Genomic DNA, 24,924 nt, shown 5'->3' on the forward strand with positions numbered 1-24,924 from the left:
TCGTATGTCTCGCGTGACCAGTCGTGTGACCCTCATTTCGCCTGCTCTGGGCCCGTCGATGCGCCAGGCGCGCTTCGACGACGGTACGACCTCGCTCGACGACGACGGCGCGGCGCGGGCCCGCACGGCAGCCGGAACCACGCGCCCGGCCGTTCGCGTCGTCACCTCTCCCAGCGTGCGCTGCCGGGAGACCGCCACGGCACTCGGGCTGAGTACGGATGCGTCGCCGGACGAGCTCACGGGCCTGCGCGTGGGCCGCTGGCAGGGGCTCACCCTCGACGAGGTGAGCCGGTCCGAGCCGGAGGCGGTCGCGCTGTGGCTCGGCGACCCGGACTCCGCGCCTCACGGCGGAGAGTCGGTGCGGGACCTGTGCCTGCGGATCGGGCGGTGGCTGGACACGGCGTCACGCACGGACGGCCACACGATTGCCGTGGTGGAGCCCGACGTCGTACGGGCCGTGGCGGTGCACGTGTTGGGGGCGCCTGCGCGGGCCTTCTGGCGCGCGGACGTTCCTCCCCTGACGGCGACCGAGATCACCGGACGGTCCGAACGCTGGAACCTTCGGCTCGGGCACCCGCTTCAGTCGACCTGATCCCGCTGACGGAGGGCCCCCGGAGGGTGGTGCATTCCGTGGGCCCTCGCGCCTGCGGCGGGTCGGTCAGTTGGGCGCGGCCACCGGCCGTCGGCCCGCGGCGGCGCCCGTCACGGGCTTGGGGTTGAGCAGGCGTTCGGCCAACTCGCCGAAGAGCAGGCCGAATGCGGTCCACAGCGTGAGCTGGATGGCCAGCGCGGAGAGCCGGAAGCGCCACAGCACGGTGGCCGGGAAGTCCTTCGGCACCTCGTTGACTACGGGCAGGAACGCGTAGGCGAGCCCGATCACGAGAGCGAAGGCGGCCACCGCGATCATGGTCGCCCACCAGGTGCCCAGGCGGGGCGCGAGGCGCTTGCCCAGGATGGTCATGGCGATCGCGATCAGGACGCTGAGCAGCATCATCAGGAAGTACAGGGCGGTCCGTCTGCCGATGGTGTCGGGGTTGCCGACGGCGGGCGGGTTGGCCGGGTACTTCAGGAACGGTACGACGTAGACGGCGAGGAGTGCGCTGCCGGACAGCAGCAGCGCGGTCGCCCGCGGACCGAAGCGGCCCATCCGGCCGAGCGCGAAGCAGTAGGCCAGGGCGGCGATGCCGCCGAACGCGACGCCGTAGATCAGGACGCCGGTGGCCAGGCCGGCGGTGGACTGCAGGGAGCGGGAGACGATCACCATCTCGTGCTCGTGGGAGTGGGCGTCCTCGAAACCGATCGCCTTGTCGACGTTCGGTTCACCGAGGAAGTAGGCGACGACCAGGGCGAGCACGCCGGCGGCGAGGCCGGCGAGCATGCCCCTTACGAGCAGGTTCCGTACGGTTGCGGAGTTCATGAGGGTGTCGGTGTCCCTCGCGTCAGTGGCAGGGGAAGCCGAGCAGATGACGGGCGTCGTGGACCCACTCGTGGACGTCCGAGCCGGAGACGACGGAGGTGGCGCCCTGCTCGGCGCCGACGAAGTACAGCAGGACCAGCATCAGGATGCCGAAGAAGACCGCCCACGGGACGATCGCGCCGATCGGCAGCTTGGCGGGGAGAGCGGGGGTGGTGGCGGTCGGCTGGGCGACATGCTGCGCCATGGCAGGGCCTCCTCTGGGAGTTCGCGTCCCATCTCGGTGGTGCACAGGACGACGGCTACGGGTCTGACTCGCCGCCGCCTCCTGGGAGGCGGGGGCACACAGTGGCGCGACCGTTCCGGATTCCCACCGGCTTCCGTTTTGCCGTCGTCGATATCCCGCCGACCGTACCGTGTGTCGAGGACCTGGCCAAGACCGCCCGACCTGGCGTGATTCTTCTCGCTCGCCACGACGGCGCCCACGGGGCGGGCAGTTCGTTCAGTTCTTCCAGGGCAGCGTGAGGAACCCCTCCGCGCGGGCGCTCGCCAGGCCGATGCGGGGGATGTCACTGCTGCGAGCGAAGAGCAGGTAGCGCGGTTCCCAGATGGGGCGGTACTTGGCGTTCGCGCGGTACAAGGACTCGATCTGCCACCAGCGGGAGAAGAACGTGAGGGTGGCGTGCCAGAGGCGAAGCACCGGGCCCGCGCCGAGACGGGAGCCGCGCTCGAAGACCGAGCGGAACATCGCGAAGTTCAGGGAGACGCGCTTGATGCCCAACTCGGCTCCCCTGAGGAGGAGTTCGACCACCATGAACTCCATCAGACCGTTCTCGCAGTCGCGATCACGGCGCATCAGGTCCAGGGAGAGGCCGTGCTCGCCCCAGGGGACGAAGCTCAGCAGGGCCCGGGGGACGTCGTCCGCGTCCCGGCACACCAGCATCACGCAGCGGCCGTCCGACGGATCGCCGAGGCGGCCGAGGGCCATGGAGAAGCCACGTTCGGTGGCGCCGTCGCGCCAGCGGTCGGCAGCCTCGATGAGCGTCGCCATCTCCTCGGCCGGGATGTCCTGGTGGCGGCGGATCTCGACCGTGTAACCGGCCCGGCGCACCCGGTTGTGCGCCTGCCGTACGACGCGCATGGCGCGGCCTTCGAGGGTGAAGTCGGCGATGTCGACGATCGCCTCGTCGCCGAGCTCCAGGGCGTCCAGACCGTGGCGGGCGTAGATGGTGCCCGCCTCCTCGCTCGCGCCCATCACCGCGGGCGTCCAGGCGTGTTGGCGCGCTTCGGTCAGCCACGCGTCGATCGCGCCGGGCCAGGCCTCCGGATCGCCGATCGGGTCACCGGACGCCAGGCTGACGCCGCCGACGACGCGATAGGTGATGGCCGCCTTGCCGGTCGGGGAGAAGATCGCCGCCTTGTCGCGGCGCAGGGCGAAGTAGCCGAGGGAGTCGCGGGCGCCGTGCTTGTCCAGCAGGACGTGGAGCCGATCCTCGTCCTCGGGGCCGAGCAGCCGGCGGCCGCGCGGGGAACGGAAAAGGGCGTACAGGACCAGGCAGAAGGCCGCCGCGAGCAGGATGTTGATGATGATGTCGGTCCAGCGGGGGGCGCGGACCGCGGTGACCGTGTCGGCGAGGGGGCCGACGCTGACGCCGCGCAGGAGGGCGTAGGCGGCCTCGTCGGCGAGGGTGGCGCCGGGGAGCTTGTTCGTCGCGTGGACGAGGAGAGTGCCCAGGCCGCCGGTGACCGCCAGGCCGCCCACGCCGACGGCCAGTGCCAGCTTCGGGTTGGAGGGGTCCCCCACCGCGTTGAACTCACGGCGGCTGATCAGCAGTGCGGCGACGAACAGACCGGTCAGGGCGGCGGAGAGCCAGTTGAAGGCGTGGGCGCGGTACTCGTGCTGCGTGAGCGCGAGGACGTACAGGGCGAACAGGGGGGCGGACAGGACGAGATTGACCACCCAGGCGGCCCGCTTGCGGCGGCGCATCACCAGCACGAAGAAGATCGCCAGGGCCGCCGAGACCAGGCCCGCGGTGGCCAGGTACGGCGTGAAGAACTGCCCGGAGTGATGGGCGTGCTGCCGGTGCAGATGGAGGGTGATACGGCCGTTGTTGTGCTCGTTGACCTCCTGCCGGAACGGCAGGGACATCACCGCCGCTATGTTCAGTACGGCGATCAGCCGCAGGTACCAGACGGTGGCGTCTGCGGCCCGGCGGCGCAGCCGGCTCGGCTCGGTGCCCGGTGTGCGTTTCGCGCCGGAGGGACGCGTGGGTATCGGGGCCGACAGTTGTGAGGTCATGGTGGCCGATCACCTTGGAGGCGGAGAAGGGTACGGGGACGAAGGCTGACCTTACACTTTGTAGTGTATTGCCGGAGGTCGGAAGGGGGACCGGCTCGGGTACGGAAACGGTGTGAAGCCGGGGCGGGCGGTCTTACCGATGAGCCCGGGGCGCAAAACCCCAGATTTCTGGGGTACCCCGACCTTTTCCGCGGTTGAAGACTGAGGTCATGAACACCTCGGAAACCACACTCAGCAAGAACAAGGACATCGTTCGCGCGTTCATCGACGCGCTGTTCACCAAGGGCGACCTCGGCGCGGTCGACGACTACCTCGCCGACGACTTCGTCAACCACGATCCTCCCTTCGGCGCGTCCGCCGACCGTGAGGGCATGCGCATCGCCGGCACGCTGTTCCGCGACGGCTGCCCGGACTGGCACAGCGAACCCCACCTGATGATCGCCGAAGCGGACCTGGTCGTCGAGCACTTCACCGCGACCGGCACACAGCGCGGTTCGCTGTTCGGAGTGCCGGCCCCCGCCGAGGGCCGCACCGTGACCTTGCGCGGAATCAACATCTTCAGGGTCCAGGACGGACACCTCGTCGAGCGGTGGGGCAGGCTCGACGAACTGGGCCTCCTGCGGCAACTGGGACTCACCCCGACGTGGAAGCCATGGCAGGGGCTGCGGCCGCGGCGGCGCGGCAGGAGCGCCAGGTGTCGGGCATCGTGGCCCTGTGCCGGGCCGGCCTCGACGCGGACGCCTTCCGTGCCGGCGTCCTGTCCCGCCTTCGCAGGATCGTGCCGGTGGACGCGGCGTTCTTCGCCACCGTCGACCCGCAGACGCTGCTGTTCACCTCCGCGGTGGCGGAGGACCCCCTCGGCTCCGCCACACCTCAGTTCCTCGACAACGAGTTCGGACGCCCGGACGTGAACAAGTTCGCCGTACTGGCCGAGGCCGCTGATCCGGTCTCCTCCCTGGACCGGGCCACCGGCGGACACCGCGCTGCCAGTCCGCGCTACCGCGACGTGATGGCCCCCCTCGGGCTGGGCGACGAACTGCGTGCCGCTCTGGTCGTCCGGAACCGTTGCTGGGGCGTGCTGTGCCTGCACCGCGAGAAGTCGCCCACCGGATTCAGCGCCGACGAGCTGCGCCTGCTCCACCGCCTCGTCCCGCATCTCGCCGAAGGGCTGCGCGAAGCCCTCACCGGCGGCGCCGTTGCTACGGCCCAGTCCTTTCCGTCCGCCGAAAGCACGGCGCCCGGAATTCTGGTCCTCGACAGCAGCCTCGCCCTGGTGTCGAGGAGCGCCGAGGCCGAGCAATGGCTCGCCGACTTCCCCACCCGGCTCTGGCCCAGTGCGCGTGAGCTGCCGATACCCGTCCACTCGGTCGCCGCCCACTTGTCCATCGTCGAGCAGGCAGAACCGTGGCAGTCCCCGCCGCCGTCGTCCGTACGCCTGCGCGGTCGCTCCGGACAATGGCTCTCCCTACACGCAACCTGCCTGCCCGACCCCGCCGGCCCCCGCATCGTCATCGTGATCCAGGCCGTCCCTCCGGTCGAACTCGGGTCCATGCTGCTCAGCGCCCACGGCCTCACCACGGCTCAGCTACGTGTCGCCGCCCTCATCCTCAGAGGCCGTTCCACCCGAGAGATCGTCGCCGAACTGCACATCTCCGCCAACACCGTCCAGGAACACCTCACCGCGACCTTCGACAAGTTCGGTGTCCGCAGCCGGCGGGAGCTGGTGGCGGCGGTGCTCGGCGGCAGCGAAGGGCCACGCTGACCCATACGCCAACCGTGCCCGCCCCTGGTTTCCAGCGCGTCCTTCAGCCGCAGTCCCTGAGGGACGCCGAGACCGCGTACCGCACCTTCTTCGCCCCCCTCAAGGGGACCCGCAAGGAACCAGGTCGCCACTCCGGGCCGTCTGCCCATCCGCCTCGTAACACTCATCCGCCCCTCGACAAGTAATGGGTGTAGGCCGCCGGGCGGAACGACCGCCCGGTCTGTGTTCGATGAGTCAAGAAGGGCGGTCGCGTGCACGCAGCGAGAGATCCTGCCGCGTTCGAGGAGTTCTACCGGCGCCACATAGACGGTGTGACCCGGTTCGTGGCACGGCGCATCACCGATCCACACCTGGTCGCGGACCTCACGGGCGACATCTTCCTGGCCGTCCTCGACTCGGCGGACTCCTACCGACCGGGCCGCGGCAGCGAGACGGCCTGGCTCTACGGCATCGCACGCAACGTGGTGTCCGTCGAGTGGCGGCGGGCGGCCCGCGAGTCGCAGGCCACCAGCCGCATCGCGGGGCGCCGCCTGCTGGAGCCGGACGACGTCAGCCGGCTGGAGGAGCGCATCGACGCCGAAGCGGCCGCGCGCGAACACCGTGAGGCGTTGGCCGGACTCCCGGAGGGCGAGCGGGCGGTCATCGAACTCGTCGTCGTCGACCAGCTGACCACGGGAGAAGCCGCCACGGCCCTCGGCATAGGCCCGGTCGCGGTACGCGTACGGCTGCACCGCGCCCGCAAGACGCTGCGCGCCGCCGCCAAGCGCGCCCAGCAGCCGGACGGTACATCCGGCTCGGACACCACAACACTTTCGTACCTCAGGGGAAACGCATGAACGCCATATTCGAGGACCGGCTGTTGGACGAACTCAAGCGTGAGGTGGTGCTGCGGGCGGCCACGGCCGACTCCGCGGCCACCGCGCACCGCCGCGTGGTGACCCCGCGCCGTGCCGCTTTGGCGCTGGCGGCCTGCGGCGCGGCGGTGGCCGTCGCCGTGGCCCTGCCCGGATCGGGGACCGCACCGGCCTACGCGGTCGACACGCACCCCGACGGCACCGTCACCCTGACCCTGGAGGACATCACGCTCAGCGGACCCCAACAGCGCGACCTGGTTCGGGAGTTGACCAAGGCGGGCGTGTACGCGCAGGTCAACCAAGTGCCCTCGGGCAAGCGCTGTGCGACGCCCGTGAGCGAGTTGGCCGGCAACCAGATCATCAGGGCCGACCCCGGTCCCGGCGCGCCGAAGGACACGCAGAAGTCCGAGCCGTGGCACCACACCCTGCGCCGTGGCGACACGGTACGGATCGACAACACCCCGCACGGAGCCGCCTACACCTTCCTCAAGGGCAAGGCGTCCCCCTGCGAGCTGGAACCGATCGACTGACCCCACGGGGCGATTCCGCGCAGCACGCACAAGCCGAAGCGCCAGTTGTCCCGGCCTGGTGAACAGCCAGGCCGGGACGACACCATGTCGCCGCACCGAGGCTGTGTCAGTGGCCGCCGAGGAGCTTGGCGACCTCCTGTGCCCGTGGGGAGTCGAGCGCCGTATAGAGCGTCAGGGCTTCGCGGAGGTGGGTGACTTCTCCGGCCACGTCCTCACCGGCTCGCAGCACGGCGGCCGTACCGACATGGGCGCGGGCCTGTTCTTCCTGCTCCTCGATCTCGCGTGCCACCTCGAGAGCCTGTGCGTGGGCGTCGAGGGCCTCGGCGGGGCGTCCGAGGCCGTGGAGGGCCTCGCCCAGGCCGTTGAGGGCGCCGGTCTCGCCGTAACGCTCGCCGATCCGGCGGAACAGCTCCAGGGCCTCGCGCTGATGCCCGGCCGCTTCCGCGTAGCGGCCCAGGCCGCTGAGCGTGTTTCCGAGGTTGGACAGCGCGTGCCCTGTTCCCGAGGTGTTCCCCAGCCGTCGGAACACGGTCAGGGCACGCTCCAGGTGCCCCGCTGCCGCCGTGTGGTCGCCCAGCCGCACGAGCAGGATGCCGAGGTTGCCGAGGGCACTCGCCTCTCCGAGGGGGTGGTCCATGGACCGGTACAACGCCAGGGCACACTCGTAACGTTCGACGGCGGCGGTGAAGTCCTCCACCAACTCCAGCACGATACCGAGGTTGTTCAGCACGTCGGCCTCACCCTGCGCATCGCCGACCGAGCGGAAGAGCACGACAGCCCGCTCGTGCTGCTCGGCGGCCTCGCGGTAGCGGCCGCGCAGTTCGAGGAGGACTCCCACGTTCGTCAGATGACGTGCCTCGCCCGCCGCGTAACCGGTACGGCGGCACAGCGCGAGCGCGGTGTCGTGCAGGTGCTGGGCGCTGTCGTACTCGCCGATCCGCCGATGGACGGCGCCGAGGCAGGCCAGGACATCGGCCTCCTCCCGGGGGTCCCCCACCGACCGTGCGGCCCGTAGCGCATGGGTGTGCACGGTCAGCGCGTCCGTGTAGTGGCCGGTGCGTTCGTAATGGCGGTGCAGTGTGGTCGCGATGCGCACGGTGTGGCGGGACGGGCCGGGTTCCTCGGCGCGCGAGCACAGCGCGACCAGAGTGGGCTGCGCGGCGGCGAGCCAGGCTCGGGCCTCCTCCGCGGTCCGCAGCGGCGGCAGACCGCTGGCGGGTCGCTCGACGTCCGGACGCAAGTGGCGTTCCGCGGGATAGAGGACGTCCATGGCCGCCGCGGACGCCGCCAGGCAGTGGTCGAGCAGCCGGGTCAGGGCGGCGTCCCGCTCGGTTTCCGGATCGTGCAGGGCGGCCAGTTCCGCCGCGTACACCCGCAGCAGGTCGTGCATTCCGTACCGACCGCCGATGATGCGGTTCACCAGGTGGGCGCGGACGAGTCCGTCGAGGGCCCGTCGTACGGCGTTCACGGACTCACCGGCCAGCGCGGCCAGGTCGTGGAGGTCGGCGTCGGGCCCGGGGTGCAGACCCAGCAGTCTGAACAGCCGGGCCGGCAGGTCGGCGAGTCGGGCGTAGGACCAGGAGAACACGGCCCGTACGGCGGCCCGGGGATCGTCGCCCGACTCCAGCAGGTCCAGCCGCCGCTGGTGGTCGTGGAGTTCGGCCACCAGGTCGGCGAGCGGATCGGCAGGACGGGACAGCACCAGCTCCGCCGCCACCCGCAGGGCCAGGGGCAGGCGCGCGCACTGCTGTGCCAGATCCTCGGCGCAGGCGCGCTCCGCGTCGACGCGCTCGCCGATCAGCGCGCGCAGCAGGGCGAGGGAGTCGGTCAGGTCCAGCGCGTCGAGCACCACGCGGTGCGCGCCATGCACGGCGACGAGCGCGCTCAGCGAGTCCCTGCTCGTGATCAGCACCCGGCAGTTCGGGCTGCCCGGCAGCAGCGGTCTTACCTGCGCTGCGGACGCGGCGTTGTCCAGGATCACCAGAAGCCGTCGGCCGTCGAGAGCCGTCCGATAGCGCGCTGCGCGGTCCTCCAGACGCAGCGGGATCTCCTGCAAGGGCACACCGAGGGCGGTGAGGAAGCCGACCAGGGCCTGGGCCGCGGACAGCGGGGACTGCGGGTCGTAGCCCCTGAGGTCGACGTACAACTGTCCGTCGGGAAATTCCCCTCTGGACTGGTGTGCCCAGTGCACGGCGAGCGCGGTCTTGCCGACTCCCGCGGTGCCGGAGACCGCGGAGACGACCGCCGCCGTGGCCCCTTCGCCGCCGTCGGCCGGCATCAGGGCCCGGGTCAGGTCGGCGAGCTGGTCGTCCCGCCCGATGAAGGGCCGGACATTCATCGGGAGTTGGGCGGGAACGGGCGGCGCGGTCTGCTGAGGGGCGGGCCGTTGCCGCGGTGGCAGCGCGGCGCCGCTGGACAACTCCTCATACAGAGAGCGGAGTTCGGGCCCGGGCTGCAGGTTGAGCTCGTCGGCCAGGTGTTCCCGGATCCCGGTGTAGACGTGCAGGGCCTCGGCGGCCGAGCCGACGTCCGTCAGCGATCTCATCAGGAGCGCGGCCAGTTGCTCGTTCAGGGGATGGTCGGCCAGCAGGGGCCGCACCAGTTCAGGCACCCTCTCCGGGCTGCGCCGACGCAGACAGGCCCGTGCCCAGGCCAGTGTCGCTTCGATACGCTCCTGGTCCCAGCCGGTACGTATCCGTTCGGCCCAGGCGCCGGACAGACCCTCCAGCGGAACGCCCCTCCACAGCCGCAGCGCCTCTTCCAGCAGTCCGGTTCGCTCGGCGTCCGGGCAGGCCGGCCCACGCCCGCGCGCGACGAGGGAGCGGAACCGCGTCAGGTCGACCGCGTCGTCGTCCGCCTCCAGGACGTACCCGCCGGACACCTTGCCCAGGCGGATCGACGGCTGCCCCGCCGCCCCGCCGTCCTCACCGGCCGCGGCTTCCTCCAGGAGCCTGCGTAAGCGGCTGATGTGCGAGTAGACGACCGAACGCGCACCGTCGGGCGGATCGCCGTCCCACAGGCGGTCGACCAGAGTCTCCATGGACACCGGGCGCCCGCAGTCCGCCGCGAGCGCGGCGAGGACCGCTCGCCGCCGGGGCTGCCCCAGGTCCAGCGCCTCCCGCTCGAGGCGCAGTTCCAATGGGCCGAGCACAAGGAGCTTCAACAATCCTCCGTCACAAGGTTTTCGCAAGACGCCGTCCAGATCCTCACATTAACGGTCGTCGCACAGACGGCCGGGCCAACTGCCACACGCGACACAGACCGTGACGAGGAGTCAGTCAATGAAGGTTCGCAACTGGGCCGCTTCGGTGACCGTCCTGGTCCTCGCCGCGTCGGGTACGGCGCTCGCCACGCCCGCGAACGCCGCGGGGTGCTACGGATCCACCTGCGAGGGCAAGGACCCGGCCGCGTACTGCCAGAGCGACGCCATCACGCCGTCCAACGGAGCTCACTGGCTCGGTCCCGCCTATCTGGAACTGCGCTACAGCCCGAGCTGCCGCGCGGCCTGGGCACGCATCTCCCGCGCGCCCTATGTTCCGCAGGACCAGTCCAAGCCCTGGGCGATCGTCCATCGCACCAGCGACGGCAAGGAGTACCCCTGCACCGTGCCCAATGGCTCGACGAGTTGCTACACCAAGATGGTCAACGACATCGATGTGAAGTCGCTCGCGAAGGGCGGGTACGACGGCGGCGCGCAGGTCTGGACGGGATCGACCGGGTCCTACTGACCATGCGAGTACGGTGAGGCGCCGGCCTGCTGAGCGAGCCGGCCCCGCCTCGCCTCGCCGCCGATGCGGTGCATGGGCCGAGCGGACGGGGGTCGCGCCGCCCGTGCACCGCCCTGTCCGTATCTTTCGCGGATATCCGGCGCCACAGCACGCTGGACGACGTGTGGTGCGAGGGCGCCGCACCCGTCGACCACGACCGCCGCGTCCTGCTGTGGTTCGCCTTCACCGAAGGCTGGGCCGAGCACAGCGCCGCCCGCGCCGTACTGACCCGGACCTGGCCCGGCTGGGACGTGCGCTTCGCGCACGACGGCGTGGCTGACCTGACCCACCACCTGGGCCTGGGCAGGGACCTGACCCGTGCGCAGGGCTGGTTCGAAACCTTCGAGCCGTCCCGGTTCGCTGCCGGCGAGGACACCGATCCCTGCTCCGTCGCCTCCTTGCGTCTCGCCGACGGAAGCGTCCGCGCGTGGGGCAGCGACTGGGAAGCCTGGAGAACCTCGCCGGCGGCCCCGCCGTGATCGATCTGCTCGCTGAGGCGCCGCCCACTCCCGCGCTCACCGACATGCCGAGCGGCGGCGTGCACCCGCCGGCGCGCACCGTCTCGCTGTGGGTGGTGCAGACCGTCGCCGGCATCCACCACTGGCCGCTGCCGGGCTGGGAGGGCTGGTCCCTGGACTTCCATGGCGAGGACCACACCCACCAGGCCGGGCTGCTCCCCGCGGACTTCCCCTTGCCTCAGCCCTCGCTCGCGGCCGCGCTGCGCAAGCTGGCCGACGGCCTGGGTGCCCGCCGCCCGACAACGCCGCGCTGCTCGCCCGTGCCACGGCCGCGCCCGGCACGGAAGGCGCCGTCACCGTGGTGACCCCGGCCGTGGATCGCAGCACCACCCGCAGGCGCGCGTCGCAGTGCCCGCAGAGCTCGCTTCGCTCGTTCACCCGGTCGGCGAAGCGCTCCAGACTGCCCCCTGTGCCGACCAGGGTCGCTGTCCGCGTGCTGTCACCGGCCTGGCCCGTGACATAGGTGTGCGTGATGTTGTACCGGAAACCGTCCGAGACTCCGTCGGCCACAGCCCCTCCCCCACGTACCTCACTCCTGCAAGGTAGTTGCTCCGATCCGAAGTGGTTCACACAGATGAGTGGGCGGAGATACTGCCGGGTTGTCAGCTGGGGAGATCGACGTGCCACGTGTGGTCGCCGGCCCCCGCGTGGTGGACTGTCGCCCCACTCGCCGCGTTCTCGGCGACCATCCGGTTCACCGCCGCGCTGCCCACGGTGCGCTGGAAGGCGATCGTCCGGTCAGGAGTCACGCACCTGCTCAACAGATCCCGGTGCTCGGGCCGGGAACGTCAATGGCCGTTGTGGGCAGGTCTGTTCTTCCCGGGCGCTGCGCATCCATGGAAGCCGGCCGCCGTCCGGGTCATCGGCCGATGCCGTGCGCAAGGAGACTCTCGGCGGTCTCGGCGATGGTGTCCTCGATCGGACGGGCCCGCCATCCCAGGAGTCGCTCGGCCTTGGCGCCAGTGGCGTTGAGATCGCGGCCGAGCTGGTGCCTGAGCAGTCGCAGTTCCGGGTTCACGACGCCCAGCGCGCGGGCGAGCCAGAGGGGCAGTTCGCGGGTGGGGGCCTTCGCGGCGCGCTCACCCAGGCGGTCACGCAGTATGCGGGCTATCTCGACGACGCGGAGGCTGTGTCCGGCGACGGCAAGGAAGCGTTCTCCGGCGGCTGCCGGATCGGTCATCGCGCGCACGTGCAGGTCGGCGACATCGCGAACGTCCACGTAGCCCATCGCGAAGGGCGGGCACGCCGGAACCCGTCCCTCGAGCATTCTGCGCACCAGACGCAGGGACGGCGGGTCGTCGGGGCCGAGCAGGGGACCGAAGACACCCACGGGATGCACCGCTGCCATCTCCAGACCATCACCTTCCTCCTCGACGAACCGCCAGGCGGCACGCTCGGCCAGGGTCTTGGAGCGCTGGTAGGGCGGGATGTCGCTGTCGAGGTCGGTCCAGTCCTCCTCGGTGAACGGGGTCGAACGCGGGGGATGCCCGACCCCGATGGCGCCGAAAGCGCTCGTGAGGACCACCCGGCGGACTTTGGCGTCACGGGCGGCGTGCAGCACGCGTACGACGCCCTCCCCTGCCGGGACGACCAGGTCGTCGTCGTTGGCCGGGGTGTGCCGCAGGGTCGGGGAGGCGACGTGCAGGACGTAGTCGCAGTCGGCGACGGCGGCGTCCCAGCCCTCGGAGTGTTCGAGGTCGGCGCGTACGACCGTGAGGCGGTCGTCGTCGGACGGCCCGGCCGCGTGGAGCCAGGAGCGCAGGGCCCGTTCACGCCGCAGGTCGCGGACCGTGGTGCGAACGGTGTGTCCGGCATCGAGCAGGGTCAGGACACACCAGCTGCCGATGAATCCCGTTCCTCCGGTGACCAGTACCGATGCCATCTGTGTCTCCTCGGCTCGCGATGTTGTAGAGGGGTGAGTACGGCGGGTCCTGCCAGGTGGCGACGGTGATGAACTCGGCGGGCCAGGACCTGAGCGGGCCGATGAGGGTGAGAAGGGCTCCTGTGTCGGCGGCAGCGCCGGAGCGGACGACGGGCCTCATGCCAGGGCCATCCCGGGGACACGCCGGCGGATGGCCTCCATCTCGGCTTCGTCGGATACGCCCTGCCAGTCGTACCGCGGCGTGTACGGGGCCTCCAGGGCGCGCACCTCGTCGTCGGTGAGCTCGACCTCCAGGGAGGCCACGGCCTCGTCGATCTGCCGGATCGAGCCGGCGCCGACGAGCGGTGCGGTGACGACCGGTCGGTGTCGCAGCCAGGCGAGCGCGATCTGGGCGCGGCTGACGCCGTGAGCCTGCGCCACCTGACCCACCGCGTCGACGATCGCCTTGTTGGATGCCTCCTGCTCGGGCGAGTAGAGGAGGTCCGCGTACGCTCCGTCCGTCTCGGAGCGTGCCGTGGCGCGGGCGTCGTCCCACACGCGGGCCAGGCGTCCGCGCGCCAAGGGCGACCAGATGACCGTGCCGACACCCTCGTCCAGGCACAGCGGGATCATCTCGCGCTCCTCCTCGCGGGCGAGGAGGTTGTAGTGGTTCTGCATCGACACGAAGCGCGCCCAGCCGTTCTGCTTCTGCAGGTGCAGGGCCTTGGCGAACTCCCATGCGTGCATGGACGAGGCACCGAGGTAGCGGACCTTGCCGGCCTTCACGAGGTCGTTGAGTGCTTCGAGCGTCTCCTCCCAGGGAGTGGAGTGGTCGTTGCGGTGGATCTGGTAGAGGTCGATGTAGTCGGTTCCCAGACGGCGCAGGGAGTGGTCGACCTCGGTCATGATCGCTTTGCGTGACAGCCCTCGTCCGTTCGGGCCGAGGCGCATCGGGTGGCGCAGCTTCGTGGCGATGACCACGGCGTCGCGGTCGGCGTAGTCCTTCAGCGCACGGCCGAGTATTTCCTCGCTGGAACCGTTGGAGTACATGTTCGCGGTGTCGAAGAAGTTGATCCCCGCCTCCACCGCGTGCCGGATGAGCGGCCGGGCCTCCTGCTCGCCCTTCGACCACACGGGGTGCCCGCGGTCGGGCTCGCCGTAGGTCATCGCGCCGATCGCGATCGGTGACACGTCCATGCCGGTGGTGCCGAGCTTGATGTAGTGCATGACGCCCCTCTAAAGTAAGTGGAGAGCTCTCCGAATAACGTAGTGGAGAGTTCTCCACTTAGCAAGGTGAGGTCCCGTGGTTCGTTCCGACGCTCGCGAGAACCGGGCACGCATCCTCGCGGCCGCCCGCGAGGCGTTCAGCGAGGACGGCAACGCCTCGATGAACCAGGTGGCCCAGCGCGCCGGAGTCGGGGCGGGCACGCTGTACCGCAACTTCCCGACCCGCGAGGCCCTGGTCCTGGCCGTCTACCAGGACGAGGTCGCACGCATCACCGGCACCGTGCCGAACCTGCTGGCCGAGATGCCGCCACTGGAAGCGCTGCGCCACTGGACGACCGACCTGGTCGAAGCCATGCGCAAGAAGCACGGCCTGGGTGACGCCCTCAGCGCCGGGGCGCACCAGGCGATAGCCGAGGAGAGCTACGGCCCCGTCATCGCCGCCCTCACCCAACTCCTGGACGCCGGCAAGAAGGACGACACCATCCGCCAGGACGCCGACCCCGGCGATTTCCTCCAACTCACCGGGGCACTGTGGCGCGCCGCGTCCACCCCTGAAGACCGCGCCCCCCACATGCTCGGGCTCATCCTCGACGGCCTGAGCACGCACCGGTAGACGCCCACACACGACAGCGCCCGCCCCGTGGAACCGTGCCCCCAGGACGTGAACGTGCGGACGCGGCGCGACAACTGCCGTTTTGCCGGACCGGCAACAGAAGTGGCAGGCCAGGACCCGGTTGGGCGACGGTGGATCCGTGACCGACAACGACATCGCAGAAGGATCACCCGCGTCCCACACCCCCCGGCCTGCCGATGGATATCTCGGGGACCCGGCGGTGCGGGCGAAATGGGACGACCGGTACTCCGACCGACAGCAGTTGTGGAGCGGCCGGCCCAACGGTGCGCTCGTGGCCGAGGTCGCGGGGCTCACCCCCGGCCGGGTGCTCGACGTCGGCTGCGGCGAGGGCGCGGACGCCGTCTGGCTCGCGCGCCGCGGCTGGGACGTGACCGCGCTCGAGGTCTCCGGCGTGGCACTGCGGCGGGCGGCCGGGCACGCACGGGACGCCGGCCTCGCCGTTCACTGGGTACACGCGGCGCTGACCGACGCGATGCTCCCGCCGGCCTCCTTCGACCTGGTGTCGGCGCAGTACCCGGCCCTGCTGCGCACTCCTGACGCCGCGGCGGAGCGGGCACTGCTCTCCGCCGTCGCGCCGGGCGGCATGCTGCTGGTCGTGCACCACGCGGGGATGGAGACCCAGCAGGACCACGAAAGCGGCTTCGACCCGGCTGACTACGTCTGGCCCTCGATGGTCGTCGACCTCCTCGACGACGACTGGCAGGTCGAGGTGCACGAACAGCGGCCCCGTGTGGTGCCCGACGGCGGCGCCGGCGCGCACCACACCGACGATCTGGTGCTGCGCGTACGCCGACTGCGCTGAGCCGGGTACGTCAGCCGCTCAGCCGCCGCTCTTGCGCCGGAACGACCGCTGGTGCGCGGCCGGACCGTGCGCGCCGCGGATCTTCGACGCGTCGCCGTTCGCGGCAGCGTCGGCGGAGTCCGCCTGCGCACCGCGCTTGCGTGCCAGGGCCTCGCGGAACTTGCGCTTGATGTCGTCCTGGCCGTCGCCTGCGGGAACAGGAGCGGATGTCTCGGCGTCAGCCGGCTCCGAACCTTGCTGGGATGCGGACTCTGCGGTCATCGTGTCCTCCTGGGGCTCGGGCTGTTGCGAGGACAGCTTGCCATGCCGGGAGGTGTGCGCGGCGTCAGCGCCATGGCTCCGGGACGCTCAGTCGGGCAGCGGTTGTTCGGCCCAGATGGTCTTGCCGGTGGACGTGTGGCGGCTGCCCCAGCGCTCGGCCACCTGCGCCACGAGCAGCAGTCCGCGTCCGCCCTCGTCGAAGACCCGGGCCCGTCGCAGGTGAGGCGCGGTGCTGCTGGAGTCGGAGACTTCGCAGATCAGTACGTCGGCTCGGATCAGCCGCAGCTCGATGGGCTCGCTGCCGTAGCGGATGGCGTTGGTGACCAGTTCGCTGACGATCAGCTCGGTGGAGAAGTCGAGTTCGGCCAGGCCCCAGGCGGTCAGCTGTTCGCTCGCCGTCCGGCGAGCGCCGGCCACGGCGGCGGGGTCGGCGGGCAGCCGCCAGGTGCACACCCGGTCCGCCCCGAGTCCGGAGGTGCGGGCCAGCAGCAGGACGATGTCGTCGGCCGGCGGATCGGGCCGTACCTTGCGCATCACCTCGTCGCAGGCTTCCTCCAGATCGGCGGCCGGGCGGCGCAGTGCCTCGGTCAGCAGCTCCAGTCCTACATCGATGTCGCGACCGGGGGTCTCGATCAGGCCGTCGGTGTAGAAGGCGAGGACGCTTCCCTCGCTCATGTCGATCCGGGCGGCCTCGAAGGGCAGTCCGCCCAGGCCGAGCGGTGGCCCGGCGGGCAGGTCCAGGAGCTGTACGGTGCCGTCGGCTGTGACCAGGACGGGTGGCGGGTGTCCGGCCCGGGCCAGATCGCAGACGCCGGCGACGGGGTCGTAGACGGCGTAGAGGCAGGTGGCACCGACCTCTCCCGAGGCCTCGTCGGTGTCGCGTCGCGCGTCGGGGCCCTCCTCCCGGTCGAGGCGGATGACCAGGTCGTCCAACCGGGTGAGCAGCTCGTCGGGCGCGAAGTCGGCGTCGGCGAGGGTCCGTACCGCGGTGCGCAGGCGGCCCATGGTCGCGGAGGCGTGCACGCCGTGGCCCACGACGTCCCCGACCACCAGCGCGACCCGCCCGCCGGACAGCGCGATCACATCGAACCAGTCACCGCCGATCTCCTCCCCCGAACCGGCGGGAAAGTACCGGTAGGCGAGGTCCATGGCCTCGGCGCGGGGCAGCCGCGCGGGCAGGAGACTGCGCTGGAGGGTGAGCGCGGTGCGGCGTTCGCGGGTGTAGCGGCGGGCGTTGTCGATGCTCACCGCGGCCCGGGCGGCGATCTCCTCGGCGAGCAGCAGATCGTCCTCGCCGAACGTGTCCGCCGTCCGGTGCCGCAAGAGGTGCATCACGCCCAGGGTGATGCCCCGTGCGCGCAGCGGCACCATCATCACCGAGTGCATTTTGAACCGGCGCATGCTCTCGGCACGGGCCGGGGAGGCCGTCGTCCACTCGCGCAGCTTCGGGTCGCTCGCACGGTAGTAGGCGCCCTGGCCGGTGATGAGGGCCTGTGCCGGAGGTGTTCCTGGGGGGTAGACGTCGACGTCGCCCGCCCGGACCGCGGCTTCCGGGCAGCCGGAGAGCACCGACCGCTGTGCGGCCCGACGGCACTGCACCGGTGCGCCAGGCGGTATGGGCTGCGGCTCGTGGCCCTGGACGACCGACTCCAGCAGATCGACGGTGACGAAGTCGGCGAACCCGTCCACCGCCACTTCGGTCAGCTCTTCGGCTGTCCGGGTCACGTCCAAGGTGCTGCCGATACGGGTGCCGGCCTCGTTGAGCACCGCCAGACGGCGTCGGGCCCAGTACTGCCCGGTGATGTCGATCACCACGGCCGACACCCCGAGCACCTCGCCCGCCCGGTCCTTGAGCGGGGAGAGATAGACCGACCAGGCGTGATCGCGGACCTCGCCGGAGGCCCGGAACGGCTGCTCCTCGCGGAAGATCAGCTTGCCGGTGGCCACGACCTGGCGCTGGAGGCGGTCGATCTCGTCCAGGGGCGGGGCGGGGTAGATCTCCCACAGGGTCAGGCCCCTCATCTCCTCCTGTGTGAGTCCCATGGCCCGGCTCATCACCTGGTTGCAGGCCACGAACCGGGCATCGCGGTCGTAGACGGCCACGGGCAGGGGGAGCTGGGCGAGGGTGAGGCCCCACAGTTCGGCCGTCTCCGCGTCGGCAGGCGCGGCGGGGTACGCCGTCGCCGCCGGGGCGACGACCCAAGGGGTTCCGGCCTCGGAGTGCGCCAGCGGCAAGCCCCGCAGGTGCACCTTGACGCGGTCTCCGTCGCGTTTGTGCAGCGCCAGATCGCTCGTCCACGGTTGCCCTGCGGCCAAGCGGCGGCGCATCGCGAAAGGCAGCTTCGCGGCGAGCAGGGAGGCGGCGGGACGGCCGACGACCTCCTCGGCCTCGTACCCGAGCAGTCTGCTCGCTCCGGCGCTCCAGGCCATGACAGCCCCGCGGGCGTCGATGACGACGGCGAAGTCCTCGGGCGTCCCCGAGTCCCTCGCCGCTGCGCTCGTGTCGGGTTCCTGGTCCATGGGCGGTGTCCGGCATCGTTCCTCTCGCGCCACAGCACGAATCGCGCCGCGGCTCGGCGCTACGTCACCGATGACGGGCACTGCCTCCAGCATCCCGCCAAGGCACCCCGTGCTCAACCCGCCCGACGCAGGCGGCGGACCGGTCGGGGAAGAACATCACCCCGATGAAGGACCGCCTGGGTACCGGCCCGGTGACCGCTCCCGTGACGGCGACCGTCCGCACAGGCCATCACCGGGCCTGATCCGGGTGGCGTGACGTGCAGTCAAGTGGCCTGCCCTCGTGCCCATTTCGCGCCGGCCCCTGCCGTCTCGACCGTGTGCTTCCGACCCATTGTGTTGCTCCTTGCGCGGCTCTACTGTTCGACTTTGCCTGAGTCTGTTTGATGCTGATTGCTCAGGCGGTATGGAGGCCGCAGTGCGGAGTAATCGAATCGGTTCAAGAGCTGCGAGACCCGGCCGCGGCCGGTGGTGGAAGGCGGTCCTCTCGACCGCGGCGACCATCGCCCTGGCCGCGGGCATGACCGCGCCCGCCGTGGCGCAGGACAGTGGCGGGAAGGCGACCGCCACCGCCCCTGACGCCGGTCCGCAGGCGCACACCGTGAGTCTTGACGGATACTCGTTCCTCGTCGACGGCAAGCGCACCTACCTGTGGTCCGGCGAATTCCACTACTTCCGGCTCCCGAGCCCGGACCTGTGGCGGGACATCTTCCAGAAGATGAAGGCCGCCGGCTTCAACTCCACCTCGCTGTACTTCGACTGGGGCTACCACTCCCCCAAGCCGGGCGTGTACGACTTCAGCGGAGTGCGTGATGTCGACAAGCTGCTCGACATGGCCCAGGAGGCCGGGCTCTACGTCATCGCGCGCCCGGCGCCGTACATCAACGCGGAGGTCGACAGCGGCGGTCTGCCCGGCTGGCTGACCACCAAGGCCGGGAACAACCGCAGCGACGACCCGCGGTTCCTGAAGTACGCGGACGAATGGCTGACGCAGATCGACCGGATCATCGCCCGCCACCAGTTGACCAACGGTACCGGCACGGTCATCGCCTACCAGGTCGAGAACGAGTACTACAACGGCTCCGCCGCCGGCCGCTCCTACATGCAGCACCTGGAGGACAAGGCCCGCGCCGACGGCATCACCGTGCCGCTGACCGGCAACAACAACGGCACCTTCAACTCCGGTGCCGGCGCCCTGGACGTCGACGGCCCGGACTCCTACCCGCAGGGCTTCGACTGCTCCAACCCCACGAAGTGGAACGGCGTCCCCGACATCAGCTACGACCACCCGGCCGGCAAGCCGCTGTACTCCCCGGAGTTCCAGGGCGGCGCCTTCGACCCCTGGGGCGGGCCGGGCTACGACAAGTGCGCCCAGCTGATCAACGATCAGTTCGCCAACGTGTTCTACAAGCAGAACATAGCCGTCGGCGCCACCGCGCAGAGCTTCTACATGACCTACGGCGGCACCAACTGGGGCTGGCTGGGCATGCCGGAGAACTACACGTCGTACGACTACGGAGCGGCGATCCGTGAGACCCGCCAGCTCGACGCCAAGTACGACGAGGACAAGCTGATCGGGTACTTCACCCAGTCGGTCGCGCCGCTGACCAAGACCGAGGCGATCAGGACCACTCCGCCGGACGACTCCGCGGTCGTCGACACCGCCCGGATGAACCCCGACACCAAGACGCAGTTCCATGTGCTGCGGCACGGGAACTCCACGTCCACGGCGGTCGACAAGACCCACATCTCGCTGGACTTCAACGCCCAGCCGGCCGCGGACACCACCTACACCTGGGACGACCCCGACTCCGCGCTGCAGTACACCGGTTCGTGGTCGCACGTCGCCAACCAGAGCTACACCGGGGGCGACTACAAGCACACCGAGTCGTTCTCCAACAAGGCCGGCGACTCCCTCACCGTCCCCTTCGACGGCACCGCGATCCGCTGGATCGGGTCGAAGACCAACAACCACGGCTACGCCGACGTCTACCTCGACGGCACCAAGGTGGCGACGGTCGACGACTCCGGCGGCGAGAACCAGGCCGTCATCTTCCAGAAGACCGGTCTGCCGGCCGGATCCCACACCCTGAAGATCGTCGTCGCCGGCAGCCACAGCTCGGCCTCCACCGACAACTACGTGGCCATCGACGCCATCGACGTACCGACGGGCACCGCCGCCGACGAGCCGACCTACCCGGTCGTGCCCCAGCAGCCGGGCACCGCGATCACGCTCGACGGCCGCGACTCCCACGTGATCGTCGCCGACTACCAGCTCGGACACGCGCAGTTGCAGTACTCCACCTCCGAGATCATGACCAGTGCGGCCATCGGCGACCGCGATGTCGCCGTGCTCTACGGCGACCCGGGCAGCGACGGAGAGACCGTGCTGCGCTACTCCTCAAAGCCCACCGTCACCACCAGCGGCGGCTCGGCCACCACCACCTGGGACGAGGCCACCGGTGACCTGCGGCTGAACTACACCCACAAGGGCCTGATCCGTATCAGCATCAGCGGCGGCGGAAAGCCCCCGCTGCTCCTGCTCGTCGGAGACAAGGCCACGGCCAAGACGTTCTGGCGTCAGGACACGGCGAGCGGACCGGTGCTCGTCCGCGGCACCCATCTGCTGCGCACCGCGACCAGCCTCAACGGCGGCCGCACCGTGGCCCTGAGCGGCGACAACGCCGACGACAAGAACATCGAGGCGTTCACCTCCGCCACCCACGTCACCTGGAACGGCAGGGAACTGAAGACCCGGGCCGGCGACACCGGAAGCCTCACCGGGAAGATCCCGGTGGCCGCGGCGGTACATCTGCCGGACCTGACGAACTGGAAGCACGCCGAGGAGTCCCCCGAAGCGGCCCCCGCGTTCGACGACTCCAGCTGGCAGGTGGCCGACAAGACCACCACCAACAGCGTCTCCGGCGTCAACTCGCTGCCCGTCCTCTACGCCGACGACTACGGCTTCCACACCGGCAACACCTGGTACCGCGGCCGCTTCCACGCCACCGGCAAGGAAACCGGCATCCACCTGGTGTCGGACTCAGGGGGCGGCGCGCAGGCCTTCTCCGCCTGGCTGAACGGCACCTTCCTGGGCAGCTCCACCACCGGCAGCGCCGACTTCACCTTCTCGGACGGTTCGGTGAAGTCCAAGGGCGACAACGTCCTCTCCGTGCTCACCGTGAACATGGGACACGAGGAGGACTACAACTCCACCAACGGCAACAAGACCGCGCGCGGCCTGACCAGCGCCTCCCTGGTCGGGGCACCCCTGACCTCCGTCACCTGGCGGCTGCAGGGTGTACGCGGCGGCGAGGACCTGCTGGACACGGTGCGCGGGCCGCTCTCGACGGGCGGCCTGTACGGCGAGCGGGCCGGCTGGTCCCTGCCGGGCTACCCGGACAAGAGCTGGGACCGGGTCTCCCTGCCGACCACCGACACCCGTCCCGGGGTCTCCTGGTACCGGACCGACGTCGCCCTCGACCTGCCCCACGGCCAGGACACCTCACTCGGGCTGACGTTCACCGACGACCCGTCACGCAAGTACCGTGCGACGATCTTCGTCAATGGCTGGCAGGTCGGCAACTACGTCAATTACCTCGGCCCGCAGCACACCTTCCCCGTACCCAACGGAATCCTGAATCCCAACGGCCGCAACAGCATCGCCATCGCCGTGTGGAACCTGGACGGCAGCACCGGCGGGCTGGGCAAGGTGTCACTGACCAATTACGGCAGCTACGCCTCGTCCCTGCGCGTCGCACAGAACGACAGCCCGCGCTACGACGCCCGTAGGTACGCGATGCCGAAGCGTCCGGGAGCGGACGTGACCCTGAGCGTGCCCGACACCGCTCAGCCGGCCCAGGCCTTCACGGCCGAGGCGACGGTGCGGGTACCGAAGGACCGGTCGTCCGCGTCCGAGCTGACGGGCTCGCTCGCCGCACCCGACGGCTGGAGTGTCAGCGCCACGAGCCCCTCGTCCGTCCGGCGGGTGCCACCGGGCGGCTCGGCCACCTTCACCTGGAAGGTCCAGCCGCCGACCGGGACGCTGCCGTCCGCCTCGGCGATCACGGCGACGGTGCACTACCGGCAGAACGGACGCCAGGCCGTCGGCGGTGACGAGCGGATCGTCGGCGGAATCCCGCCCGCTCCGCCGTCCGGCAAGAGCGCGGTGAGCGACCTGACGTTCCTGTCGTCCACCAACGGCTGGGGTCCCGTGGAACGCGACAGCAGCGTCGGCGAGCAGGCGGCCGGCGACGGCCGGCCGATCACCATCGCCGGAGTCGGCTACACCAAGGGTCTGGGCACCAACTCGGTCAGCGACGTCGAGCTCTATCTCGCCGGCACCTGCTCGCGGTTCACGGCGGATGTCGGGGTCGACGACGAGACCGGCGGCGCGGGAACGGTGACGTTCTCCGTGATCGCCGACGGCAGGACGTTGGTGACCACGCCGACGATCCGCGGCAAACAGGCCACGGTGCCCATCGACGTCGACGTCAGCGGCGCCCAGGTGATCGACCTCAGGGTCGGTGACGCCGGCGACGGCAACGGCAACGACCACGGCGACTGGGCGATGCCGACCCTGACCTGCGACTAGCGCGCAGCCGCTTCCCGGGCGCGAGCCCGGGAAGCGGCCCGGCCGGTGCAGCACGTCAGAGCGAAGGCGCCGCCAGGCTGTCGCCGGAGAGACCGAGCTGACCGCTCACCGTGGCGAGTGCCCGCCCCAGCGGGAGCTCGATCCGGGTGAGGGCATACCGGTCCCCCCGCGTCACGTCCCGATTGATGATCAGCACCGGTTTCCCCGCCTCCGCGGCCTGGCGCACGAACCGGAACCCCGACATCACCGTCAGCGAGGAGCCCAGGACGAGCAGCGTGTCCGCGGCGCCCACCAGCTCCCGGCACCGCTCGACCCGCTGCCGCGCCACGGCCTCGCCGAAGAACACCACGTCCGGTTTGAGGATGCCGCCGCAGCCCACGCAGGGCACCACGCGGAAGTCCCCGACCTGGTCGTCGCTGAGGTCCGCGTCACCGTCCGGGTTGATGCCCGCCGCCACCGGCGCGAAGTCCGGATTGGCCTGCGTCAGCCGGGCGGCCAGTTCACGCCGCGGGCTGAGGGCGCCACAGTCCAGGCACACCACCCGCTCCAGGCTCCCGTGGAGTTCCACGACGCCCTCGCTTCCGGCGGCCTGGTGCAGCCCGTCCACGTTCTGGGTGATCACCCCCGCGAGCAGCCCCTGCCGCCCGAACTCGGCGACCGCACGGTGCCCCGTGTTGGGACGGGCCCGCCCGAAGGCGCGCCAGCCGAGGTGACTGCGCGCCCAGTACCGGCGCCGCGCCCGGGCGCTCCCCGTGAAGTCCTGGTACAGCATCGGCGTGTGCCGGCTCAGGCTCCCGCCCTCACCGCGGTAGTCGGGGATGCCGGACTCCGTGGACATGCCCGCACCACTGAGCACCAGCACACCGCCGGCTCGCAAGGCGTCGACGACCGGCCGCAGATCCGTCGTACCGGGCGGCAGGTCCTCGGAGGGAGTCCAACTCAGGGTGGGGCGCATGCGCATGGCGCCAGGGTACGGAAGCGGGGCGACGAACCGCGGCCGAGCACCCCCGCTACTGCCCCGCACCGAGTCACCGGGACCAGCGCCGGTCATCCGCCGGCCAGGTCCTCGGCCTCCCAGCGCAGCAGGTCGCCCGGCTGGCACTCGAGCACTTCGCACAGCGCGGCCAGCGTCGTGAAGCGCACGGCCCTGGCGCGGCCGTTCTTCAGGACCGCCAGATTGGCGGGTGAGATGCCCACGCGGTCCGCGAGCTCGCCCACGGACATCTTCCGCTTGGCCAGCATCACGTCGATGTCGACGGCGATCGGCATCAGATCACCTCGTCCAGCTCGGCCTGCATCTGCGTCGCCTCGACGTCGCGCGCGACGGCCTGGGCGAGCAGCATCCGCAGCACGAGCACGATGAGAGCGACGCCGAGGATGGCCACGCCGATGCCGCCCATGATGAGGGTGACGCCCGGGTCGTCGCGCTGTCCGGGTGCGTTGATGGCCGTGACCGTGAACCACAGGAGGGCAGCGGCCACGATCGCACCGATCACGCCGTCCACGTACCGGAAGGCGGTGTGGGAGAACACGGTGCCGCGTCGCACCATCGCCACCAACCGCCCGACGCAGACGACGGCGACCTGGACCGACACCATGCCCACGATCGTGACGATGCGAAACGCGGTCAGCGGGAGTGTGCCGTCTTCCGGATCGCTCCCGCCCACCAACACCCACACCATCAACGCCTGGATGAACAGCGTCCCGACGAACACCATCACGAGCACGGCACGCAGCGCGGCCACTGTCAGCTTTCCCACAACCTGTCCTCCCATCGAATCACGATGGGAATCTATCGAATATCGATAGCCTAGGCAAGAGAAGCCGTCGCCCTCCGCGTCCAGGACACCCACCGCCACCAGGAGCAGGCGCGCCGTGGGCCGA

At 70.6% G+C, this 24,924-nt stretch carries 22 protein-coding genes, 1 pseudogene and 1 riboswitch; of the genes and pseudogenes, 11 read left to right on the forward strand and 12 right to left on the reverse strand.

Features of this window, described 5'->3' with window-relative positions:
- Positions 1-13: 13 nt before the first annotated feature.
- A complete protein-coding gene (locus ABZ453_RS33405; protein WP_359020839.1) occupies positions 14-592 on the forward strand; it encodes a histidine phosphatase family protein in 579 nt (192 codons plus the stop codon).
- 66 nt (positions 593-658) lie between these two features.
- Here the strand turns inward: ABZ453_RS33405 and ABZ453_RS33410 are convergent, their stop codons facing one another.
- The 3 genes from ABZ453_RS33410 to ABZ453_RS33420 all read right to left on the reverse strand — a co-directional run bounded on the left by ABZ453_RS33410 (position 659) and on the right by ABZ453_RS33420 (position 3,713).
- A complete protein-coding gene (locus ABZ453_RS33410) occupies positions 659-1,417 on the reverse strand; it encodes a CbtA family protein (RefSeq protein WP_359020841.1) in 759 nt (252 codons plus the stop codon).
- Positions 1,418-1,439: 22 nt separating this feature from the next.
- Positions 1,440-1,661, reverse strand: a complete 222-nt coding sequence (locus ABZ453_RS33415) for a CbtB-domain containing protein (RefSeq protein WP_016432160.1) — start codon at positions 1,659-1,661, stop codon at positions 1,440-1,442.
- A 36-nt stretch (positions 1,662-1,697) separates the two neighbouring features.
- Positions 1,698-1,842: riboswitch (cobalamin riboswitch) on the reverse strand.
- Positions 1,843-1,916: 74 nt separating this feature from the next.
- Positions 1,917-3,713, reverse strand: coding sequence for a phosphatidylglycerol lysyltransferase domain-containing protein (locus ABZ453_RS33420; protein ID WP_359020843.1), 1,797 nt, complete (start codon positions 3,711-3,713; stop codon positions 1,917-1,919).
- 209 nt (positions 3,714-3,922) lie between these two features.
- On the opposite strand from ABZ453_RS33420, the pseudogene ABZ453_RS33425 reads away from it, so the two are divergent.
- The 4 genes and pseudogenes from ABZ453_RS33425 to ABZ453_RS33440 all read left to right on the forward strand — a co-directional run.
- Positions 3,923-4,330, forward strand: a pseudogene (locus tag ABZ453_RS33425) (ester cyclase); the annotation flags it as partial.
- Positions 4,331-4,497: 167 nt separating this feature from the next.
- A complete protein-coding gene (locus ABZ453_RS33430) occupies positions 4,498-5,475 on the forward strand; it encodes a LuxR C-terminal-related transcriptional regulator (protein WP_359020845.1) in 978 nt (325 codons plus the stop codon).
- 251 nt (positions 5,476-5,726) lie between these two features.
- A complete protein-coding gene (locus ABZ453_RS33435; RefSeq protein ID WP_359020847.1) occupies positions 5,727-6,311 on the forward strand; it encodes an RNA polymerase sigma factor in 585 nt (194 codons plus the stop codon).
- Entirely contained in the window at positions 6,308-6,859 is a 552-nt protein-coding gene (locus ABZ453_RS33440) for a hypothetical protein (protein ID WP_359020849.1), read from the forward strand. The genes ABZ453_RS33435 and ABZ453_RS33440 overlap by 4 nt, the downstream gene beginning before the upstream one ends.
- Before the next feature lie 106 nt (positions 6,860-6,965).
- On the opposite strand, the gene ABZ453_RS33445 is transcribed toward ABZ453_RS33440, so the two are convergent.
- Positions 6,966-10,022, reverse strand: coding sequence for a tetratricopeptide repeat protein (locus ABZ453_RS33445; protein WP_359020851.1), 3,057 nt, complete (start codon positions 10,020-10,022; stop codon positions 6,966-6,968).
- A 118-nt stretch (positions 10,023-10,140) separates the two neighbouring features.
- Between ABZ453_RS33445 and ABZ453_RS33450 the strand changes: the two genes are divergently transcribed.
- From ABZ453_RS33450 to ABZ453_RS33460, 3 genes are all read left to right on the forward strand, one after another.
- Complete coding sequence (locus ABZ453_RS33450) at positions 10,141-10,587, forward strand: DUF2690 domain-containing protein (RefSeq protein WP_359020853.1); 447 nt, start codon at positions 10,141-10,143, stop codon at positions 10,585-10,587.
- 161 nt (positions 10,588-10,748) lie between these two features.
- Positions 10,749-11,105 carry a hypothetical protein gene (locus ABZ453_RS33455; RefSeq protein ID WP_359020854.1) on the forward strand — a complete coding sequence of 119 codons (357 nt, stop codon included), beginning with the start codon at positions 10,749-10,751 and terminating at the stop codon, positions 11,103-11,105.
- Positions 11,054-11,449: a hypothetical protein gene (locus tag ABZ453_RS33460; protein WP_359020856.1), complete on the forward strand. Its 396-nt coding sequence runs from the start codon at positions 11,054-11,056 to the stop codon at positions 11,447-11,449. Before ABZ453_RS33455 ends, ABZ453_RS33460 begins: the two co-directional genes overlap by 52 nt.
- A 297-nt stretch (positions 11,450-11,746) precedes the next feature.
- Here the strand turns inward: ABZ453_RS33460 and ABZ453_RS33465 are convergent, their stop codons facing one another.
- From ABZ453_RS33465 to ABZ453_RS33475, 3 genes are all read right to left on the reverse strand, one after another.
- Complete coding sequence (locus tag ABZ453_RS33465) at positions 11,747-11,893, reverse strand: hypothetical protein (RefSeq protein ID WP_359020858.1); 147 nt, start codon at positions 11,891-11,893, stop codon at positions 11,747-11,749.
- A gap of 110 nt (positions 11,894-12,003) precedes the next feature.
- The gene (locus ABZ453_RS33470) at positions 12,004-13,026 is read right to left on the reverse strand and encodes an aldehyde reductase (RefSeq protein ID WP_359020859.1); all 1,023 of its coding nucleotides are present in this window, start codon (positions 13,024-13,026) and stop codon (positions 12,004-12,006) included.
- Between the two features lie 156 nt (positions 13,027-13,182).
- Entirely contained in the window at positions 13,183-14,232 is a 1,050-nt protein-coding gene (locus tag ABZ453_RS33475; RefSeq protein WP_359020861.1) for an aldo/keto reductase, read from the reverse strand.
- 76 nt (positions 14,233-14,308) lie between these two features.
- Between ABZ453_RS33475 and ABZ453_RS33480 the strand changes: the two genes are divergently transcribed.
- Both ABZ453_RS33480 and ABZ453_RS33485 read left to right on the forward strand, forming a co-directional pair.
- Entirely contained in the window at positions 14,309-14,845 is a 537-nt protein-coding gene (locus ABZ453_RS33480) for a TetR/AcrR family transcriptional regulator (RefSeq protein ID WP_356765525.1), read from the forward strand.
- Positions 14,846-14,984: 139 nt separating this feature from the next.
- The gene (locus tag ABZ453_RS33485) at positions 14,985-15,668 is read left to right on the forward strand and encodes a class I SAM-dependent methyltransferase (protein ID WP_359020863.1); all 684 of its coding nucleotides are present in this window, start codon (positions 14,985-14,987) and stop codon (positions 15,666-15,668) included.
- Positions 15,669-15,686: 18 nt separating this feature from the next.
- Here the strand turns inward: ABZ453_RS33485 and ABZ453_RS33490 are convergent, their stop codons facing one another.
- Together ABZ453_RS33490 and ABZ453_RS33495 are read right to left on the reverse strand one after the other, a co-directional pair.
- Positions 15,687-15,929, reverse strand: a complete 243-nt coding sequence (locus tag ABZ453_RS33490) for a DUF5302 domain-containing protein (protein WP_359020865.1) — start codon at positions 15,927-15,929, stop codon at positions 15,687-15,689.
- 87 nt (positions 15,930-16,016) lie between these two features.
- Complete coding sequence (locus ABZ453_RS33495; protein WP_359020867.1) at positions 16,017-18,449, reverse strand: SpoIIE family protein phosphatase; 2,433 nt, start codon at positions 18,447-18,449, stop codon at positions 16,017-16,019.
- Positions 18,450-18,864: 415 nt separating this feature from the next.
- Between ABZ453_RS33495 and ABZ453_RS33500 the strand changes: the two genes are divergently transcribed.
- Positions 18,865-23,040: a beta-galactosidase gene (locus tag ABZ453_RS33500; protein ID WP_359020869.1), complete on the forward strand. Its 4,176-nt coding sequence runs from the start codon at positions 18,865-18,867 to the stop codon at positions 23,038-23,040.
- A 55-nt stretch (positions 23,041-23,095) separates the two neighbouring features.
- Here the strand turns inward: ABZ453_RS33500 and ABZ453_RS33505 are convergent, their stop codons facing one another.
- The 3 genes from ABZ453_RS33505 to ABZ453_RS33515 all read right to left on the reverse strand — a co-directional run bounded on the left by ABZ453_RS33505 (position 23,096) and on the right by ABZ453_RS33515 (position 24,800).
- Positions 23,096-24,001, reverse strand: a complete 906-nt coding sequence (locus ABZ453_RS33505; RefSeq protein WP_359020871.1) for an NAD-dependent protein deacetylase — start codon at positions 23,999-24,001, stop codon at positions 23,096-23,098.
- A gap of 86 nt (positions 24,002-24,087) precedes the next feature.
- A complete protein-coding gene (locus ABZ453_RS33510) occupies positions 24,088-24,309 on the reverse strand; it encodes a helix-turn-helix transcriptional regulator (RefSeq protein WP_356765513.1) in 222 nt (73 codons plus the stop codon).
- Positions 24,309-24,800 carry a DUF2975 domain-containing protein gene (locus tag ABZ453_RS33515; RefSeq protein ID WP_359020874.1) on the reverse strand — a complete coding sequence of 164 codons (492 nt, stop codon included), beginning with the start codon at positions 24,798-24,800 and terminating at the stop codon, positions 24,309-24,311. Before ABZ453_RS33515 ends, ABZ453_RS33510 begins: the two co-directional genes overlap by 1 nt.
- Positions 24,801-24,924 lie beyond the last annotated feature (124 nt).

It is taken from the genome of Streptomyces sp. NPDC005799 (genome assembly GCF_040630525.1).
In the GTDB taxonomy this organism is placed as follows: Bacteria; Actinomycetota; Actinomycetes; order Streptomycetales; family Streptomycetaceae; genus Streptomyces; species Streptomyces griseorubiginosus_B.

Coding starts and splice junctions, on each gene's coding strand:
- ABZ453_RS33410 (WP_359020841.1), bottom strand. CDS start 1,417: ATGAACTCCGCAACCGTACGGAACCTGCTCGTAAGGGGCATGCTCGCC.
- ABZ453_RS33415 (WP_016432160.1), bottom strand. CDS start 1,661: ATGGCGCAGCATGTCGCCCAGCCGACCGCCACCACCCCCGCTCTCCCC.
- ABZ453_RS33420 (WP_359020843.1), bottom strand. CDS start 3,713: ATGACCTCACAACTGTCGGCCCCGATACCCACGCGTCCCTCCGGCGCG.
- ABZ453_RS33440 (WP_359020849.1), top strand. CDS start 6,308: ATGAACGCCATATTCGAGGACCGGCTGTTGGACGAACTCAAGCGTGAG.
- ABZ453_RS33450 (WP_359020853.1), top strand. CDS start 10,141: ATGAAGGTTCGCAACTGGGCCGCTTCGGTGACCGTCCTGGTCCTCGCC.
- ABZ453_RS33470 (WP_359020859.1), bottom strand. CDS start 13,026: ATGGCATCGGTACTGGTCACCGGAGGAACGGGATTCATCGGCAGCTGG.
- ABZ453_RS33475 (WP_359020861.1), bottom strand. CDS start 14,232: ATGCACTACATCAAGCTCGGCACCACCGGCATGGACGTGTCACCGATC.
- ABZ453_RS33490 (WP_359020865.1), bottom strand. CDS start 15,929: ATGACCGCAGAGTCCGCATCCCAGCAAGGTTCGGAGCCGGCTGACGCC.
- ABZ453_RS33495 (WP_359020867.1), bottom strand. CDS start 18,449: ATGGACCAGGAACCCGACACGAGCGCAGCGGCGAGGGACTCGGGGACG.
- ABZ453_RS33505 (WP_359020871.1), bottom strand. CDS start 24,001: ATGCGCATGCGCCCCACCCTGAGTTGGACTCCCTCCGAGGACCTGCCG.
- ABZ453_RS33510 (WP_356765513.1), bottom strand. CDS start 24,309: ATGCCGATCGCCGTCGACATCGACGTGATGCTGGCCAAGCGGAAGATG.